The 18,639-nt window shown below is 53.9% G+C and carries 16 protein-coding genes; 7 read left to right on the forward strand and 9 right to left on the reverse strand.

Features of this window, described 5'->3' with window-relative positions:
• Nucleotides 1-420: 420 nt before the first annotated feature.
• Genes FD744_RS05130 through FD744_RS05140 form a run of 3 tightly spaced genes read left to right on the forward strand, consistent with a single transcriptional unit; the run spans nt 421 to nt 3,872 of the window.
• Nucleotides 421-1,869 carry an amidase gene (locus tag FD744_RS05130; RefSeq protein WP_160867546.1) on the forward strand — a complete coding sequence of 483 codons (1,449 nt, stop codon included), beginning with the start codon at nt 421-423 and terminating at the stop codon, nt 1,867-1,869.
• The gene (locus FD744_RS05135) at nt 1,862-3,172 is read left to right on the forward strand and encodes a cytosine permease (RefSeq protein ID WP_160867547.1); all 1,311 of its coding nucleotides are present in this window, start codon (nt 1,862-1,864) and stop codon (nt 3,170-3,172) included. The genes FD744_RS05130 and FD744_RS05135 overlap by 8 nt, the downstream gene beginning before the upstream one ends.
• Nucleotides 3,165-3,872: a cysteine hydrolase family protein gene (locus tag FD744_RS05140; protein WP_160867548.1), complete on the forward strand. Its 708-nt coding sequence runs from the start codon at nt 3,165-3,167 to the stop codon at nt 3,870-3,872. The genes FD744_RS05135 and FD744_RS05140 overlap by 8 nt, the downstream gene beginning before the upstream one ends.
• On the opposite strand, the gene FD744_RS05145 is transcribed toward FD744_RS05140, so the two are convergent.
• Both FD744_RS05145 and gstA read right to left on the reverse strand, forming a co-directional pair.
• Nucleotides 3,861-4,763, reverse strand: coding sequence for an alpha/beta hydrolase (locus FD744_RS05145; protein ID WP_160867549.1), 903 nt, complete (start codon nt 4,761-4,763; stop codon nt 3,861-3,863). The two genes, FD744_RS05140 and FD744_RS05145, sit on opposite strands and share 12 nt — an antisense overlap.
• A 93-nt stretch (nt 4,764-4,856) precedes the next feature.
• Nucleotides 4,857-5,456, reverse strand: a complete 600-nt coding sequence (gene gstA, locus FD744_RS05150; protein WP_160867550.1) for a glutathione transferase GstA — start codon at nt 5,454-5,456, stop codon at nt 4,857-4,859.
• A 99-nt stretch (nt 5,457-5,555) separates the two neighbouring features.
• Here gstA and FD744_RS05155 point away from each other — a divergent pair, with 99 nt between their 5' ends.
• The gene (locus tag FD744_RS05155; protein ID WP_160867551.1) at nt 5,556-6,431 is read left to right on the forward strand and encodes a LysR family transcriptional regulator; all 876 of its coding nucleotides are present in this window, start codon (nt 5,556-5,558) and stop codon (nt 6,429-6,431) included.
• Nucleotides 6,432-6,458: 27 nt separating this feature from the next.
• Here the strand turns inward: FD744_RS05155 and FD744_RS05160 are convergent, their stop codons facing one another.
• Nucleotides 6,459-7,790: an aspartate aminotransferase family protein gene (locus FD744_RS05160; RefSeq protein ID WP_160867552.1), complete on the reverse strand. Its 1,332-nt coding sequence runs from the start codon at nt 7,788-7,790 to the stop codon at nt 6,459-6,461.
• Between the two features lie 98 nt (nt 7,791-7,888).
• Here FD744_RS05160 and FD744_RS05165 point away from each other — a divergent pair, with 98 nt between their 5' ends.
• The gene (locus FD744_RS05165) at nt 7,889-8,788 is read left to right on the forward strand and encodes a LysR family transcriptional regulator (protein WP_160867553.1); all 900 of its coding nucleotides are present in this window, start codon (nt 7,889-7,891) and stop codon (nt 8,786-8,788) included.
• Nucleotides 8,789-9,090: 302 nt separating this feature from the next.
• On the opposite strand, the gene betA is transcribed toward FD744_RS05165, so the two are convergent.
• The 3 genes from betA to betI are packed head-to-tail and all read right to left on the reverse strand — an operon-like array spanning nt 9,091 to nt 12,879.
• Nucleotides 9,091-10,770 carry a choline dehydrogenase gene (gene betA / locus FD744_RS05170; protein WP_160867554.1) on the reverse strand — a complete coding sequence of 560 codons (1,680 nt, stop codon included), beginning with the start codon at nt 10,768-10,770 and terminating at the stop codon, nt 9,091-9,093.
• 26 nt (nt 10,771-10,796) lie between these two features.
• The gene (betB, locus tag FD744_RS05175) at nt 10,797-12,269 is read right to left on the reverse strand and encodes a betaine-aldehyde dehydrogenase (protein ID WP_160867555.1); all 1,473 of its coding nucleotides are present in this window, start codon (nt 12,267-12,269) and stop codon (nt 10,797-10,799) included.
• Between the two features lie 13 nt (nt 12,270-12,282).
• Nucleotides 12,283-12,879, reverse strand: a complete 597-nt coding sequence (gene betI / locus FD744_RS05180; RefSeq protein WP_034824050.1) for a transcriptional regulator BetI — start codon at nt 12,877-12,879, stop codon at nt 12,283-12,285.
• Nucleotides 12,880-13,132: 253 nt separating this feature from the next.
• Here betI and FD744_RS05185 point away from each other — a divergent pair, with 253 nt between their 5' ends.
• Both FD744_RS05185 and uvsE read left to right on the forward strand, forming a co-directional pair.
• The gene (locus FD744_RS05185; protein ID WP_045815600.1) at nt 13,133-15,163 is read left to right on the forward strand and encodes a choline transporter; all 2,031 of its coding nucleotides are present in this window, start codon (nt 13,133-13,135) and stop codon (nt 15,161-15,163) included.
• An 86-nt stretch (nt 15,164-15,249) separates the two neighbouring features.
• Nucleotides 15,250-16,224, forward strand: a complete 975-nt coding sequence (gene uvsE / locus FD744_RS05190) for a UV DNA damage repair endonuclease UvsE (protein WP_160867556.1) — start codon at nt 15,250-15,252, stop codon at nt 16,222-16,224.
• Here uvsE and FD744_RS05195 read toward each other — a convergent pair.
• From FD744_RS05195 to FD744_RS05205, 3 genes are read right to left on the reverse strand one after another with little or no spacing between them, the layout of a single operon-like run.
• The gene (locus FD744_RS05195; RefSeq protein ID WP_034824042.1) at nt 16,211-16,684 is read right to left on the reverse strand and encodes an OmpA family protein; all 474 of its coding nucleotides are present in this window, start codon (nt 16,682-16,684) and stop codon (nt 16,211-16,213) included. The genes uvsE and FD744_RS05195 overlap by 14 nt on opposite strands.
• Nucleotides 16,681-17,895 (reverse strand): diguanylate cyclase domain-containing protein, encoded by a 1,215-nt coding sequence (locus FD744_RS05200; RefSeq protein ID WP_058961349.1) that lies wholly within the window; start codon nt 17,893-17,895, stop codon nt 16,681-16,683. The genes FD744_RS05195 and FD744_RS05200 overlap by 4 nt, the downstream gene beginning before the upstream one ends.
• A 1-nt stretch (nt 17,896) precedes the next feature.
• Nucleotides 17,897-18,481: a YfiR family protein gene (locus tag FD744_RS05205; protein WP_160867557.1), complete on the reverse strand. Its 585-nt coding sequence runs from the start codon at nt 18,479-18,481 to the stop codon at nt 17,897-17,899.
• Between the last annotated feature and the right edge of the window lie 158 nt (nt 18,482-18,639).

The raw sequence follows: 18,639 nt of genomic DNA on the forward strand, positions 1-18,639 counted from the left end.
AATAATGGGAAATGAGACCTGACTTAACCTCGCACACCCTGACACATTTCTCATTTTAGCCGTGATAAGTATTATCCTATTCGTGATATCGTTTATGAAATGTTTACTGAATTAAAAATCGAATAATACGCAGGTTACAACTGCATGACGTGGCGCTGTATTTTCCGATGATGTTTTATCCAGCCAGTGACATTTAGCAACGCTGAAAGCAGCCTGCATCGGTGATGACCAAAATGGCGCATCGCTGCGCTATTTTTGTGCTTCCGGTTAAACCGAATGCATTAAAACGAAACATAAGTATTCGATCTTGTATCCAAGCCCGTATCCCTTCAGGGATTACCGCCAGGCAGCCATTTTTTAACGCCTTGTGGCACGCAAACTGCATTAATCCCGTTAAGTGACCAAATCGGGAGATGAATCATGTTTGAGGCTTTACTGGATGAGGATGCTACTACATTGGCAGCGTTGATCCGCAATGGCGAGGTGTCTGCCCGCGAATTAACGCAAGCCGCGTTGGATCGTATGGAAAAACGCGAACCACTGATTCGGGCTTTTTGTACGGCATCACCCGAATTGGCGTTACAGCAGGCATCAGTGGTGGATGCGAAGCGTGCACGCGGTGAAGCGCTGGGGGCTTTTGCGGGTGTGCCATTGGCGGTAAAGGATCTCATTTGCACGGCGGGTGTGAAAACCACCTCCGGTTCGGCAGCCTATGCCGATTTCATTCCTGAAGATGACGACATCACGGTCGAGCGCCTGCTGGCTGCTGATGCTGTGCTGCTGGGGAAAACCACTGCGCCCGAGTTTGGTTATAGCGGCGTTGGGCACAATCCGCTGTTTCCTTCACCGCGCAATCCCTGGGATTTGAGCAAAACGCCCGGCGGTTCCAGTGCCGGATCCGGCGCGGCGCTCGCCGCTCGCCTTTGCCCGATGGCATTAGGCAGTGACGGCGGCGGATCGGTACGTATTCCAGCGGCGCACTGCGGCGTTTATGGATTCAAGGCCTCGATGGGGCGGGTGCCGTTATGGCCCGGCTGCCGCGATGAACGCTTTCCCGGCGTCTCTAGCTGGGAATCACTGGAGCATATTGGCCCCATGACACGCACGGTGCGTGACAGCGCACTGATGATGTCAGTGATGGCAGGCCCGGATATGCGCGATCGTCACTCCATTCCCTGCAGCGACGTGAACTGGATTTCCTCTCTGGAAAAACCCTTAAACGGGCTGCGCATTGCGTTTAGTGCCGATTTTGGCTATGTCGCCGTCGATAAAGAGGTGCGTGACGTTGTCACTAATACCGCTCGACATTTCGCCAGTGAACTGGGAGCAGAATTAGAAGAGGTTGATCCAGATATTGCCGATGAAGGCGCCACCTTTGCCGCGCTGGTGGCGTTTGAAAGCGATCTCACAGGCATGCGTCAGATGCAAAGCGAACTGGGCTCACGCATGTCACCTCATCTGAGCGCCATGCTGCAACGCGAATGGCGCGCTGAAAACTTTACCGACGCCAATACCGCACGCAAGAAGATCTGCAATCAGCTGTGGCGATTTATGCAGCGTTACGACTTGCTGTTGACGCCAACGCTGGCAGTACCGCCGTTCCCGCTCAATATGCAGGGACCGGAAATCATCGATGGGCGCATGGTGCGCAGCGACCATTGGTTGTCGTTCTGTTATCCCTTCAATTTCACTGGCCAACCGGCGGCCTCAATCCCTGCGGGCTTCACCGCCAGTGGCTTGCCGATTGGTCTGCAAATCGTGGGTCGTCATCTGGACGATGGCCTGGTGCTGGCGGCAAGTGCCGCTTTCGAGCGCATCCAACCGTGGAATCACCTTTATCCTGACTTAATCGGAGTTGCCCATGAGTAACAAATCCTCCCCTGCGCTGGAGCAGGAATTTGAACACGAGCCGGTTCCTTTAAGTCACCGTCACTCGACGCGGTCGGTATCAGCTGTCTGGTTCGGTTTCCCGATGATCCTTACCAACGCGTTGTTTGGTGGCATTATTACCTGGCATTTGGGTTTCTGGCCCGCGCTGATTGCCATCCTGCTCGGCAATCTGGTGCTGTTCGCTTATGTTGGCGCACTGAGTTGGTTTGCAGGTAACACCGGGATGAACTTCGCCCTGCAGGCAAAGCGTACCTTTGGCACTAAAGGCTATATCCTCGTTTCCGGTTTTCTCTCGACCGTCGTGATTGGCTGGTATGCGTTTCAAACGGGTTTAACCGGTACAGTCATTAACCAAACCTTTGGCTGGAACGCACTCGCGGTGACCGCTATCGCCATGGTGCTGTATACCGGCGTCACCTTCCTCGGCGTACGTGCGTTGTCGATTCTGGGCATGATTGCCGCACCGTTGTTTGTGGTGCTCGGTTTGGTCGCACTGTGGTTGATTGGGCAGGATCACGATTTCAGCACCATCACTCAGTTCAAAGGCAGTACTGGTGCAGTCGGCGCCATGAGCATGGGAACGGCGGTGACAATGGTGGTGGCAGGATTCGCCGATTCGGGCACCATGACCGCGGATTTTACCCGCTGGTCGAAAGACGGCAAATCAGCGGTTATCGCGGCGTTTTCCGCCTTTCCTATGGCGAACGTCATCTCATATCTGTTCGGTGTGGTGATTGTAGCGGTGGGCGCGGCGGTTGATCCGGTCAATAATGGCGGTAATTTCCTGCCAATGCTGATGAACCATGGCACGTTACTCTCCATCATCGCTTTCCTGTTTGTTTTCATTAACCTCGGCTCTGTTTGCACCCATTGTTTGTACAACGGCGCCGTTGGCTTCAGCCATCTGTTCAGCAGCAAGATGCGTGTCTGGACGTTGATTCTCGGCGCCATCGGCGGGGCACTGGCACTGGCGGGCGTCTGGTCTTACTTCCTCGAGTGGCTGAGTTTGCTCGGCATCGTGGTACCGCCGTTTGGTGCGGTCATGATCGTTGACCTGATCTTCATGGCAAAAATCAGCGAGCAGCGCAAAACCCGTCGTCTGCGCGGTAGCGCTTTTGCCGCCTGGGCGATTGGCAGCTTGTGTGCGGTGATTGCCCACATTGAATTCCCGCAGTTTGGTGAAGCGGTGATTGGCCTGGTGACGGCTGCTGCCAGTTACACTTTGATTGTCAAACTGAAACGTGAAAACGCAGCGAGCCTGATGGAGCAGAAAAATGCCTGAATTCACCATTGATTCAACACCTTATCCCTGGCCCTTTGATGGGGGGTGTACGCCTGCGGATACCGCACTGATCATTATCGATATGCAGACCGATTTTTGTGGCAAGGGCGGCTACGTCGATAGCATGGGGTATGACATCGCACTTACCCGCGCTCCGATAGCGCCTTTGCAGCGCGTGCTGGCACGCATGCGGGAGTTAGGCTTCCCGATCATCCATACGCGTGAAGGCCATCGTCCTGACCTGAGTGATTTGCCGGCCAATAAACGCTGGCGTTCAAAGCGGATGCAGGCGGAAATCGGTGCGCCCGGTCCCTGTGGTCGCATTCTGGTGCGCGGTGAGCCGGGCTGGGAAATCATCCCGGAGCTGACGCCTCTGGCGGGTGAAACCATCATTGATAAGCCAGGCAAAGGCTCTTTTTATGCCACCGATCTTGAACTGATCCTGCGCAGTCAGGGGATCCGCAATCTGATTATCTCGGGGATCACCACCGATGTCTGTGTGCATACCACGCTGCGCGAAGCCAACGATCGCGGATTTGAGTGCATGGTGCTGTCCGACTGCTGCGCCGCGACTGAGCTAAAACACCACGAAGCGGCACTGAGCATGATTCACATGCAGGGCGGTATTTTTGGTGCGGTGGCCAGTTCGGAGACGTTGCTGGCGGGCCTGGCTCAACCTTCCGCCGCGTTAAGCGTTTAACCATTGCAGATAATGTCCCGGCCACTCAATCGTTTGTGTGCCGGGCTTACCCAATCCAAAACCATGCCCCCCGATGGGATAGCGATGCATCTCAACCGGCACATGCTGCTGCTTGCACGCGGCAGCCATGATCAAGGTGTTGTGTGGATCGGAAACAGGATCGTCTTCGGCCTGCACCAGGAAAAACGGCGGTGATTGCGGATTAACATAGGATTGAACCGACCAGGCGGTATCCGCGCTGAGTGATGCGTCTTTCCCGACCAACACTTTATGCGTGGAGGTGTGCTCATAAGGTGGCTCAAGCGTAATGATGGGATAGATCAGCGCGGCACGATCGGCCGTTGCGGGGAGATTGTCCATTGCATCACTGGCCTGATAAGCGTGAAAATCCGCGCGGTTCGCCGCCATTCCCAGCAGGTGCCCGCCAGCCGAAAAGCCCAATACGCTGACATTGTTCTCACGGTGGCGCACGATACGCAGTGCGCGCTGTGCATCCTGAAGTGACACTAACGCGCCATCTTTCCAGCCTTCCTGCGGCAGGCGATAACTCAGCACATACGCTGTGTAGCCTTGAGCCGCCAGCCACGCGGCAGCGGGCCAGGCTTCTTTGCCCATTTCGATACGCGTATAGCCGCCGCCAGCCGCAATCAGTACGGCGCGTCCCTTCGGCTGAACAGGCTTGAAGACGGTGAGCGTCGGCATGGCAATATTCCGCTGCGCACCTTTGGCACTAAACGTCATCGCCCCTAAAGGTCCACCGCCACCAGGCGGTTGTTTTGGCCACAAGGGCAATACCTGTGCGGGTTTTGCCGCGGAAGCGGCCAGGCTAAAGCCGCTGCGCGCAGCAAAGGGGGAGAGCAGTAAACCGGTAAGAAAGTGGCGACGGAGCATGGCCGATCCAGACTGAATGCAAAAAGGTATTGAATCAGAAGAATCGGCAGAGAGTATGAAGAAGATGTTGGATTATATGTAGAAACGCATCAATTATTGCTCCGCCAAAAGGGCCGCTTGCACGGCTGGTCGCGCATGAATACGCTGAAAATGCGCTTGCAGGGTCGGCCATTGTGTTAAATCAATCGCGAAAAATTTGCACCATCCACAGAGAACGTACAGATAAATATCGGCCAAACCGATCGTTTCGCCCTGCAAAAACAGCCCAGGCCTTAACGCATGTTCTAAATATGCAAAACGTTGGAAAAGGCGCTGTTCAAATCCCTCACGTACCTGCTGGGGTAATGCGCGATTAAACAGCGGCGCCATACCCGCATGCAGTTCAGTGGCAAGAAAATTGAGCCACTCCAGCAGCCTGATGTAATCCATTCCGCCGGGCGCCACGCATAGCGGTGCGGAGGGTTGTAAACTGGCGAGGTATAACAAAATCGCCGGGCCTTCCGTCAGGATCGAACCCTCATCCATCTCCAGCGCAGCGACATAACCCTTGGGATTGATGTGATAAAAATCCTCTCCGTCTTCGGTCTTTTTTGACTGGTTGTTGACTCGAACCAACGTGAAAGGCAGTGCCAGTTCACGCAGAACGATATGTGGCGCCAGTGAACAGGTATCAGGGGCAAAATAAAGTTTCATCGAAAATCCTGGTTGCTGTTGTCTGCATGCATCTTGCTTGCGTGCATGTTGTCAGTAAAATTAATGTTTAATTACCTCATCATTAGCTGGGCTACTGACATGATGAATCTTACTCATTGGCGACTTTTAGTCGCGGTCGCCGCGCACGAGAACTTAACCCGTGCGGCGGCCGCAATTGGCATGACGCAATCCGCCGCCAGCCAGGCCATTACGCAGCTCGAAAAATCTCTCGGCGTCACGTTGATCCATCGCAGCCGCATCGCCATCTCGCTGACGGATGTCGGCCGTGAAGTGGTGCAACAGGCGCAGCAAATGCTTGATCACTTAGACGCTATTCGTTCGCTGGCTCACCAGGCGCGGGGTCTGGACCAGGGTCGCGTGCGGTTGGCGTGCTTTCCTTCGGTGGTCTCAGTCTTATTGCCTGATTTGATAAAGCAGTTCGCGCACGATTTCCCCGGCATCAATTTGAATGTTATTGAGGGCAGTGACGAGGAGGTCGTCACCTGGCTGCAGCGTGATGAGGTGGATGTGGGCGTGGTATTAAATCCTCGGCTGGAAGATAACGCCATCCTGCTCGGGCAAGATCGCTGGATGGCGCTACTGCCTGCTCAGCATAAACTGGCACGCAGCCACCGCGCGGGTATGACATTACAGGAACTCCAACAACAGCCTTTCATTCTGGCAACCGGGGGTTGCAAAGTGAATGGCGGGAGCCTGGTGGAAGAGGCAGGACTAGCCTTAACCGATGTGCGAATTACGGTGCGAGATTGGGCCAGCGCATGCGCGCTGGTGAAAGAAGGTATGGGTATGGCAATAGTGCCGGAATCCACGTTACCCGAGAACATGACAGGCGTTATTGCCATGCCAATCCAACCGCTCACGGTGAGGCGTTTTGGTTTGGTTCGCGCTGCGGGCCGGGAAGTTTCCCCCGCGCTGGACGCCTTTTGGAGATTTGCCGCCCGCAGCTTTGATTAATCCGTTCTCTGCGCGGGCACTGTGCCATCACGCTATGTGATGCAACGTCTCACCTACAGCGTCAAACAAGCGATCCAACTCGGCAGGCTGTGTATTGAACATCGGTCCAAACTGCAGCGTATCGGCACCGAAGCGCACATAAAAACCGGCTTTCCATAGTGCCATGCCCGCTTCAAACGGCCGAATGGTGGCATCGCCGCCGCGAGGCGCAAGCTGGATGGCACCCACCAGACCGCAGTTGCGGATATCGATGACGTTCGGGCAATCACGCAGCGCATGCAGTGCATGGGCAAAATGCGGTGCCAGCTCGGCGGATTGCGCAATCAGCGCGTCATGTTCCAGTAACTCCAGCGTCGCCAGGCCCGCCGCACAGGCCACCGGATGGGCAGAGTAGGTGTAGCCGTGAGCAAATTCAACCGCGTGTTCTGGCAGTTTTTGCGCCATAAAGGTGTTGTAGATTTCGCTGCTGGCGACCACGCCACCCAGCGGCACCGCGCCATTGGTGATCTGCTTGGCGAAATTGAGAATATCGGGCATGACGCCAAAATACTCAGCGCCGCTCCAGCGGCCCATGCGGCCAAAACCGGTAATGACCTCATCGAAGATCAGTAAAATATCGTGCTGGGTGCAGATTTCACGCAAGCGTTGCAGATAGCCTACCGGTGGGATAATCGCCCCCGCAGAGCCGGAAAGAGGCTCAACAATCAGGGCGGCGATGTTAGAAGCATCATGCAGCTCAATCAATTTCAGCATCTCATTAGCCAACGCCACACCGCCGGTTTCGGCCTGGCCAGCAGTGAAGGGCAGATCGGTTTGCAGCGTGTGTGGAATATGGTCAACGTCCATAAACTGACCGAACATCTTACGATTGCCGCCAATGCCGCCCAGGCTGGTTCCGGCGATATTTACGCCGTGGTAACCTCGCGCGCGTCCGATAAATTTGGTTTTCGACGGCTGGCCTTTGATGCGCCAGTAAGCGCGCGCCATCTTCACCGCCGTGTCTGCTGATTCCGAGCCCGATCCGGTGAAGAACACATGGTTTAGATCACCCGGCATATGCTGGGCAATCTTGTCTGCCAGCTGAAATGACAGAGGATGGCCGTACTGGAAGCCGGGGGAATAATCGAGCGTACCCAGTTGTTTCGCCACCGCCTGCTGGATTTCACTGCGGCAGTGGCCCGCGCCACAGGTCCATAAACCGGAAAGGCTATCAAAAATCTGCCGTCCTTTATCATCAGTCAGCCAGCGGCCTTGAGCGCCGACAATGATACGGGGATCGCGCTGGAAATTCCGGTTGGCAGTAAACGGCATCCAGTGCGCTTGCAGATTGAGATCGGTAGTGTTGACAGCATCAGACATGATGTTTCTCCAGACAGGTGTATGAAGAGTTTGCATTTAACGGTTAGTTAAGTTAAATCCCTATTAATTCATCTTCAGTTATTGATTTACTCACCTATATGAAAAGCAAATCGCTCGCGCAGGTCACCGACTTTGATCTCAAATTATTGCGCCTGTTTAAAACTGTGAATGAGAGCGGCAGCTTCTCTGCAGCAGAAAGTTTGTTGGGCATGACGCGATCGGCCATTAGCCTGCACATGGGCGATCTTGAAAAGCGACTTGGCATGCGATTGTGTCAACGCGGACGGGCGGGTTTTGCCTTGACCGAAGAAGGGCGTGAGATCCTGCGACACAGCGAAAGTATGATGGCGGCTATCGAGCAGTTTCGCCTGCAGGTTAATCAGATGCATAAGCAGCTGCGCGGGGATTTGAATATCGGGATTATCAATAATCTGGTCACGCAACCACGCATGAAAATTACCCATGCGCTGGAGAAACTGCATGAGATAGGTCCCGATATTCGGCTGAATATCAGCATGATGACGGCCGCAGAGATTGAAAGAGGGCTGATGGATGGTCGCTTGCACGTCGGAGCACTGCCGGTCACCGCGCCGATTTCAGGCCTGGATTACATGCCGTTGTATGACGAGCGATCACAGCTTTACTGTAGCGACACCCACGCGTTGTTTTCCCTCGTGCCTGACGATGAGCAACTGAAAAGGTGTGATGCTATCGCGCCTGCTTTCCGCATGACTGCAGAAGCCATTGCCATGCATCAGAAACTCAACTGCAACGCCACGGCCACCGACCGCGAAGGCATTGCGTTTTTGATTCTCACCGGGCGCTTTATCGGTTTTTTACCCGATCACTATGCCGCACAGTGGGTGGCGAAAAATATGATGCGCGCTATCGCGCCAGAACGTTGTCATTTCACCAGTAAAATTGCCGTGGTAACACGCAAAGGGCGCAGCCAGAATGCCATTCTTGAACGATTTTTACAGGCGATTGATTGGGAATGAGTTTTACCACAAGGCGTAAAACGAACACGTTACTAGTTACAACATACTTTAAAGCTGCATCAATACGCTAAATGCCGGCAATTGTGCGTCATCAGTCTACAGGAAAGAAGGGAGCGTCAGTCACTGCAGAATATGACGAACCTCCCTGCTTTAAGTTGTAAAAGGGGGTGCATGATGCCGCCAGACGTGATCAACTGGGCTCAGATGAGATCAAGGTCGAATTACAGCGGCTGATTATGGCCTATCTGCAAAGCTAGCAAGAAAAGAGCAGGGTGACGCGATCGTCACCCTGAGAGAGGCGCTTAGGCTCGTTTCGGTTCACCACGCACCGGCAGATCGCCAGCGACGAAGTAATCTGCTTCGCTGCGCGGCAACGGTTGACGACCACGAATGTTATCCGCGATCTTTTCACCGATCATGATGGTGGTGGCGTTCAGGTTGCCAGTGATGATCAGCGGCATAATTGACGCATCTACCACGCGCAACGCCCGCAATCCATGCACACGACCTTCGCCATCAACCACCGCCATGCTATCGCTGCCCATTTTGCAGGTGCCGCAGGGGTGATAGGCGGTTTCCGCATGGTTACGCACAAACTCATCCAACTGTTCATCAGTCTGGCAATCGAGGCCTGGACTGATTTCTTTGCCGCGATACTTATCCAGCGCGGGCTGATTGATGATCTGGCGCGTAATACGAATCGCATCACGAAATTCCTGCCAGTCCTGTTCATGCGCCATGTAGTTGAACAAAATAGCCGGATCACGACGCGGATCGCGCGATTTAATCTGCACATGCCCACGGCTCGGTGAACGCATTGAACCTACGTGACACTGGAAACCGTGCGCTTCAACGGCGTTAGAGCCGTTGTAGTTAATCGCTACTGGCAGGAAGTGATACTGAATATTCGGCCAGGTAAACTCTTCGCGGCTGCGGATAAAGCCACCGCCTTCAAAATGGTTGCTGGCACCGATGCCAGTGCCGTTAAACAGCCACTCTGCACCGATCTTCGGCTGGTTCCACCATTTCAACGACGGATAGAGGGAAACCGGCTCTTTGCACTCGTACTGCAGGTACATTTCGAGGTGATCCTGCAGGTTTTCGCCGACGCCCGGCAGATCATGTACCACCGGAATGTCGAATTTGTTCAGCAGCGCAGCAGCGCCCACGCCAGAACGTTGCAGAATCTGCGGCGAGGCGATGGCACCGGCGCACAGCAACACTTCACGTCGCGCATGCACCTGATGTGGCGTGTTGCCCGATCCCTGCAAATATTCCACGCCCACCGCGCGCTTGCCTTCAAACAGGATGCGATCGGTGGTGGCATGGGTGACGATTTTCAGGTTCGGACGCACTTTGGCCGTGTCGAGATAGCCACGCGCGGTGCTGGAACGACGACCTTTTGGCGTGACGAAGCGATCCATCGGTCCGAAGCCTTCCTGCTGATAGCCGTTCAAATCTTCCGTGCGTGGATAGCCGGCTTCAACACCGGCTTCGATCATCGCAGCAAACAGCGGATTGTTATCGGGTTTACAGGTGGTGATGCTGACCGGGCCTTCGCCGCCGTGATAATCATTGGCGCCGATATCGCGGGTTTCTGACTTGCGATAGTAGGGCAGGCAGTTCAGGTAGCTCCAGCTTTCCAGCCCAGGCTGCTGCGCCCAGTTATCGAGATCCATCGCGTTGCCGCGGATATAACACATACCATTGATCAGCGATGATCCGCCCAGACCTTTACCGCGTCCGCACTCCATGCGGCGGTTATTCATATGCGGTTCTGGCTCGGTTTCATACGCCCAGTTGTAGCGTTTTCCCTGTAGCGGATAAGCCAGCGCGGCTGGCATCTGCGTGCGGAAATCGAAGCGGTAGTCAGGGCCACCCGCTTCTAAAAGCAGCACATTCACGCTGCTGTCTTCGGTCAGTCTTGTTGCCAAAACGTTCCCTGCGGATCCGGCTCCGATAATGATGTAATCAAATTCCATTAGTCGCTCCTCAGGTTAAAGCTCAATTAAAATACGGACTGAAAACGGGATAACTCGACCTGCACCGACTTCACCTGGGTGTAGTTTTGCAAGGTCATCAGGCCATTTTCACGGCCAATACCGGAGTGCTTGTAGCCGCCCACCGGCATTTCGGCGGCAGATTCGCCCCAGGTGTTGATCCAGCAGATACCCGCTTCGATCTGGTGAATCACGCGGTGTGCGCGGTTCAGGTCTTGCGTCACCACGCCCGCAGCCAGACCGAAATCGGTGGCATTGGCGCGACGTACCACTTCTTCTTCGCTTTCGTAAGTCAGAATCGACATCACCGGCCCGAAGATCTCTTCACGCACAATGGTCATCTCATCGCGGCAATCGGTGAATACGGTCGGTTCAACCCAGGCACCGTTATCAAACCCGGTACCGCTCAGGCGTTTGCCGCCGCACAGCAGGCGTGCGCCTTCGCTGATACCGGATTCGATATAACGCATAACGTTGTCACGATGCGGGAAGCTCACCAGCGGGCCGAAATTGGTGTCGGGATCGTTGAGGTCACCCGCTTTGATGCGTGCAACACGCTCAGCGATTTTCGCTTCAAACGTGGCCTGGAATTTTGCCGGGATAAACACGCGCGTACCGTTGGTGCAAACCTGACCAGAGCTGTAGAAGTTGGCCATCATGGCGATGTCGGCGGCCAGATCGAGATCGGCGTCATCAAAGATAATCAGCGGCGATTTGCCACCCAGTTCCATGGTGACTTCTTTTAGGGTGGAGCCTGCGGCATTTGCCATCACTTTTTTGCCGCTGGCAACGCCACCGGTGAAAGAGACTTTATCGATGCCAGGATGATCGGTAAGCAGTTGGCCAGTGACCGCGCCGCGACCGTTTAACACGTTGAACACCCCGGCAGGCACGCCGGCTTCGGTGTAAATTTCTGCCAGTTTTAATGCGGTAAGCGGGGTGACTTCGCTTGGCTTAAAGATCATCGCGTTACCCGCTGCCAGCGCAGGGGCAGATTTCCATAAGGCGATCTGAATCGGGTAGTTCCACGCACCAATACCAGCGACCACGCCGAGCGGTTCACGACGGGTATAAACAAACGCCGTGTCGCGCAGTGGGATCTGTTGGCCTTCCAGCGTCGGGATCAGACCGGCGTAATATTCCAGCACGTCAGCACCGGTCACGATGTCAACATATTGGGTTTCGCTCAGCGGCTTACCGGTGTCGAGGGTTTCCAGCGCGGCCAACTCGTCGTTGCGCTCACGAAGAATATCGACGGCACGGCGCAGAATGCGTGAGCGCTCCATGGCGGTCATCGCGGCCCAGACTTTCTGGCCTTTTTGCGCGGCAGCGACAGCACGATCAACATCGGCCTGTTCCGCCTCATGTACTTCGGCCAGTACTTCGCCATTGGCCGGGTTGATGGTCTGGAATGTATTACCTGCGCTCGCCGCAATGAACTGACCATCGATATACAGCTGCTGTTCGGTGAATCGGGACATGATTTCTCCTTCCTCAGTGATTCAGTGCGCCAGCAAGTTGCTGACGGATAAATTGGGTGGTGAGCGTTTTCGCGACATCGATATTGAAGGGCAGACCGCTTAGCGCAGCTCGCAGCCAAAGGCCATCGATTAGCGATGCCAATCCGTGAGCCGCCAGTCGCGCCTGTTCACGCGGCAATTCACGGTGAAACTCGGCGGCGAGGGTTGAAAACAGGCGTCGGCTACTGACCCGTTCCAGACGACCCAACTGCGGCTGATGCATGCTGCTGGCCCAGAAATCCAGCCAGGCTTTCATCGCCGCGCTGTGCACCTGTGTGTCATCGAAGTTACCTTCGACAATCGCCAGCAAGCGTGCTTCGGTCTTCGCGCCCGCCAACGGTTTCAGGCGGGCAGCCACGGCATCACGTAACTGACGAGTGATATCGCGCATGGTGGCTTCCAGCAAACCGTTCTTGTCCTTGAAGTAGTGGCTGATGATGCCGGTCGAAACCCCCGCACGGCGGGCAATCTGCGCAATAGTTGCGTCATTAATTCCTACCTCGTTAATCGTATCGAGGGTTGCATCAATCAGCTGCCGACGACGAATCGGCTGCATTCCCACCTTTGGCATGACTCCAGCTCCACCACAATGTCAGAGGACTATTTAAACTTTTTTTGATTGCACGTTCAATATAAAAAAGAATTTTGTTAGGATACTGTGCTTCGATTGTTACAAAAGCACAGCGGTGAACCGGGCTATGCGGCTCATCGTCAGAAGAAAGCACTACAGGGAGGGACAACAGGGGTACTGATAACAACAAGGCCTGGCAGACAGGTCACGCTAATCCATTGAGTCATTACAGGAAATTAACCAGAGGTCATCGATGATTAATCCACCTGCCAGTGAAAAAGACAGAATCAATCCTGTGGTGTTCTACACCTCAGCCGGACTGATTCTGACATTTTCACTTGTCACTATTTTTTACAGCGAGCTGGCTGCCAGCTTGATTCAGACTGCGGTTAACTGGGTTACCGCTACGTTTGGCTGGTACTACATGCTGGCCGCGACGCTGTATATCGTGTTCGTTATCTACATGGCCTGTTCACGTTACGGCGCCATCAAGCTCGGGCCAGAGCAATCCAAACCAGAATTCAGCTTATTAAGCTGGTCAGCGATGCTGTTTGCGGCCGGTATCGGTATCGATCTGATGTTCTTCTCAGTGGCCGAACCGGTCACGCAGTACATGCAACCGCCTGAAGGCGCCGGACAAACCATGGAAGCCGCACGCCAGGCGATGGTCTGGACGCTGTTCCACTACGGCGTTACTGGTTGGTCTATGTACGCGCTGATGGGGATCGCGCTGGGGTACTTTAGCTACCGCTACAATTTGCCGCTCACCATCCGTTCTGCGCTGTATCCAATCTTTGGCAAACGTATTAACGGGCCGATTGGCCATACCGTGGATATTGCAGCGGTAGTGGGGACCATCTTCGGCATCGCCACCACCTTAGGGATCGGCGTGGTTCAGCTCAATTATGGCCTGAACGTGTTGTTCGATATTCCGGAAGGCTTTACCGCGCAGGCGGCGTTGATTGTGCTGTCGGTGATTATCGCCACCATTTCCGTGACCTCCGGCGTGGATAAAGGCATCCGTATTCTGTCGGAACTCAACGTTGCGCTGGCATTAGGGCTGATTCTGTTTGTGCTGTTCATGGGCAAAACCGACTTCCTGCTGAATGCACTGGTGCTCAATGTCGGTGATTACATCAACCGCTTTATGGGCATGACGCTGAACACCTTTGCGTTTGATCAGCCAAGAGAGTGGATGAACAGCTGGACGTTGTTCTTCTGGGCATGGTGGGTCGCCTGGTCCCCGTTTGTTGGCTTGTTCCTGGCGCGTATTTCACGTGGTCGCACTATCCGTGAGTTCGTGCTCGGTACGCTGATTATTCCGTTCACCTTCACGCTGTTGTGGCTGTCGGTCTTTGGTAACGCCGCGCTGTATGAAATTATCCACGGTGATGCCGGCTTTGCTCAGGAAGTGATGGCGCATGCAGAACGTGGCTTCTACAGCCTGCTGGCGCAGTATCCGGCGTTCAAATTCAGTGCTTCGGTCGCCACCATTACCGGCATGCTGTTCTACGTCACCTCAGCGGATTCCGGTTCACTGGTGTTGGGTAACTTCACTTCGAAGCTGAAAGACATCAACAGTGATGCACCGAACTGGCTGCGTATCTTCTGGTCAGTGGCAATCGGTGTTCTGACCATGGGTATGCTGATGACCAACGGTATCTCTGCGCTGCAGAATGCCACGGTGATCATGGGACTGCCGTTCAGCTTTGTGATCTTCTTTGTGATGGCCGGTTTGTATAAGTCTCTCAAAGTGGAAGACCATCGCCGCGCCAGCGCCAGTCGTGAAACGGCACCGTACATTCCGGCCAGCAACGATCGCCTGAGCTGGAAGAAACGTCTGTCGCGTCTGATGAACTATCCAGGCACACGCTACACCCAGCAAATGATGGAGAACGTCTTGTTCCCGGCGATGCAGGATGTGGCGAAAGAACTGGAGTTGCGCGGCGGTCGGGTTTCACTGGACCGCGTGGAGCCGGAAGAGGGCCATCCGTTAGGTTATCTGGATTTGCGCGTGCTGCTGGGTGAAGAGCAGGACTTCGTGTATCAGATCTGGCCGCAGCAGTATTCGGTTCCAGGCTTTACCTATCGGGCGCGCAGCGGTAAATCGACCTATTATCGTCTGGAGACATTCCTGCTGGAAGGTAGCCAGGGCAACGATTTGATGGACTACAACAAGGAGCAGGTGATTATCGATATTCTCGATCAGTACGAACGCCACCTGAACTTTATCCATTTGCATCGCGAAGCACCGGGCAGCAATATCACTTTCCCAAGCGTGTAAGCCTACGGACAGCGGCAGCCCTGCCGCTGTCCGTGCACTTTCCCTGGAGCAAGCTACACTTTCAGCCTGCTCTAAGGGAGACTGAAATGAAATTGGGTTTTGCGTGTAAGTACTTCGATGCACAGGCTAAGCAGCCGTTTCCGTTTAAAATCACCACGCGTACGCGTTTCCTGAGTCTTGATCGCGAAGAACAAGCGCGTTTACTGGCGCAGTTGGCAACCAACAACCTCGAAAACCAATTCCTCACGCTGCAACAACTGGCGAAACTGCCGGATGCGATGCGCATGATGCGGATTGGCAGCGACCTGTTGCCGCTGTATACCGTACCAGAGGCCACCGCCATCTACAGCGAACTGATGCTCGACTTACAGCCGCTGCTGGGCCGCTGTGGCGAATTTGCCCGCGCTCATAACATTCGTCTCTCATTCCATCCTGGACAATATTCCGTACTCGCTTCGGATAATGAAGGGGTAGTGGATCGGGCAATTGAGGATGTGGAGTACCATGCGCTGTGTGCCGTGTTAATGGGGTATGGTCGCCAGTTTCAGGATTTCAAAATCAATATCCATATGAACGGCAAAAAAGGCATCGAGGGGTTTCGCGCGGCGTTTCAGCGTCTCTCTCCTGAAGCACGCAATATGCTGACGGTCGAAAATGACGAAATATCTTGTTCGCTGGATGATGTATTACAGGCGCGCGATCTCTGTCCGGTGGTGCTGGATATTCACCATCACTGGGTAAAAGAGAATCAATTTATTCAAGCGGATGATGCGCGTATTGCGTTAATTATCGAATCGTGGCGCGATGTGCGTCCGGTATTACACTATTCGATTGCTCAGGAAGGTTTAATCCCAGAACATGGCTTCCCGGATCAGCGCGATTTAACGGTGGCAAAAACCAAACTGCGTGCACATTCTGACTACTACTTTAATCAGGATTTAAACGACTGGGCGTTATCATTTACTGACTTCGACATTATGTGCGAAGTGAAAATGAAAAATCTGGCGGTCGAGCGCTTATACCGTTATGCGCTCGACCAGGGTGAGATTAAGGCGAGGTAATCACAATCGCCACACGGCGATTCTGCGCGCGGCCTTGTGCACTGTTATTGCTGGCAATGGGGGCGCTCATGCCCAGACCTCGGGTGGTGATGTTGGTTCGCGGTACATCCGCACCCAACGCCCATTGTGTTGCCACAGCATCAGCACGTTTCAGTGACAACTGCTGGTTATAATCCGCCTTGCCGTAATTATCCGTATGACCGTCAATGCGGACATGCTGAATGCCCGTCGCTGAGAGGTTTTTCGCCATATTGGCGATGTTGGCTTTACTGGTCGCGGTGAGTTCAGACTCATTTACCCCAAACAGGATTTTGTCCGATAAACCTAATCCCCAGCCTTCCATGTTTTCAGTAAAGCCCGCGCTTTGCATCGCTGCAATCTGTGCGGCGGTGAAACGACCTTTTGACTGACATCCCGCGCAAACCAGAATACACAGCAGCAGAAAGAGTTTGATTTTCATACCCGTACCTTACTTATCCCTTTGTTTTTGTACATATGCATATCTGCACGTTCCAGAATTGATTGCACCGTATCGCCATGCTGCGACCAGGCGTAACCAATAGTGACCGAGGTGGTGATCGGTGTGCCTTCCGCGATCATAATCTTCTGCGCAATGGCTTCCCTGATCTCCTCTGTCAGCTGCAGCAGCTGTTTCTCAGTCGCGCGGCTGGTTATTAACATCGCAAACTCATCACCGCCGAGGCGCGCGACCATATCCTGTTTATAGGCCAGTGCAAGCAGGCGGGAACCGATGGCTTTCAGCACCTCATCGCCCGCCGCATGTCCCCAGTTATCATTGATGCTCTTGAATCGATCGCCATCCAGGAACAGCAACACAAAGCGCTCATGAGCGAATTGGCCATCAAGCAATCGGGTTAACTGCGTGACAAAGGCGGCGCGGTTGGCCAGTCCGGTGAGCGGATCTTCCAACGCTTTCGCCGCTAACGACCGGTTATCACGCAGTAACGAAGCCTGTAATGATTGCATCTCTGCGAGCAACGAGTTGAGATCGTCCGAAAACAGCTGAAACTCTTTGGTCGGGCTTTCGGGAATACGCAGCGAAAAATCACCCGAGCTGATGACGTAATGAATCGAGCTGGTGATATTGCGTAGCGTCTGCAAAATGCCCCGATGCAAGAATGCGCTCAGCATAAAGGCGACGATCAGCACACACAGCATACCGCTGGATAAAATCATCACTGAGTAACGGATAAAATCCGTCGCCCCTTTGACCGTACCCGCCAGCGTCAACGTCCCGACGACATTTTCCGCATGATTAATATTGACGCTCAGCGGGCGCGCGTAGATCCATTCGCGTAAGAAGTTCTCATACCAGCCATCCTGCTGCTGTTGATCTTGCCAGTTAACCAGCACCGTTTGGTCGTCCGTTACCAGTTTCGCCGTAGCAAACATGCCTTCATTGCCCAACATGGCAATTTTTTTGTGGGCGTCATAACTGTCTTCAAAGACGGTAGCAGCGGTCAGGCTGTTGCTCAGCGTTGCGGCAATCAACTCCAGGTTGCGCTTCTCATAACGCTTGATGAAAAGTAACGAAGTGGAGGTCAGCAGCAACCAGCACAGCAACAAGATAACGGCGGAGTTGATGATGCTGATCTTGCGCAGCCTGATGCGGATAGATGATTTTTCATTTTTGATTTTTTCAAATTTCATCTTATTGGCTTCCTTTGCGCGACAGCAATAACACATCCGGACTCACGCGAACGCCACTGCGAGCCAGTGAATCAAGGTTTACGGCAAACATCGGATGATCGGCATTAAAAATAAGACAGAAAGCGGCTCCAATGGCGCAATCGGTATTATTTTCAGCCAGAGAGAGAACGGCGTGGCCTTTCTCCAGGCTGAGCAATTCGGTCTGTTGCTGCGGCGACTGATCGCCGAAATAGAGGGCATCACAGCGATTGCTGGCTAACTCGGTTTCACTGTTGAGATAGACCACGCTAAAGGGCAGCGATGTCGCGGTGGCACTGGCAGGAAAATTGACGTGGCGCGCAGAATTGAACACACACAACTGTGGGGCGTCGTGCAACGCTGGCCAGCGGGTGAAGCTAATGATGCCGCTGACAATACGGTTGGCTTTGTCATCTTTCGTCGCGGGGTTTTGCGCCGCAGCGGCAGGCAGGGATAGCGGCAATATCAACAGTGCCAGCGAACCGATGCAGATCAGCGCGGCTTTAAGCTGAGCCAAAAGCAGAAATAAAACTTTACGAGGGTGAAGACGAGGTTCAAAACGTAACATGACGCTATTCCGCTGGATTCAACCCGCAAATAGTACCATCGGCATTTATAAAAGAGTACAGGTGTTCAATAGCGTAAAACGCGGACTATTTACTCTGGCAGGATAATCAGATCCAATCATTAATAGAGAATTTAATGCTGTAGTTATATAAACATGCC

Origin of the sequence: Pantoea sp. Taur, assembly GCF_009830025.1 — a bacterium.
Taxonomy (GTDB): Bacteria; Pseudomonadota; Gammaproteobacteria; order Enterobacterales; family Enterobacteriaceae; genus Pantoea; species Pantoea communis.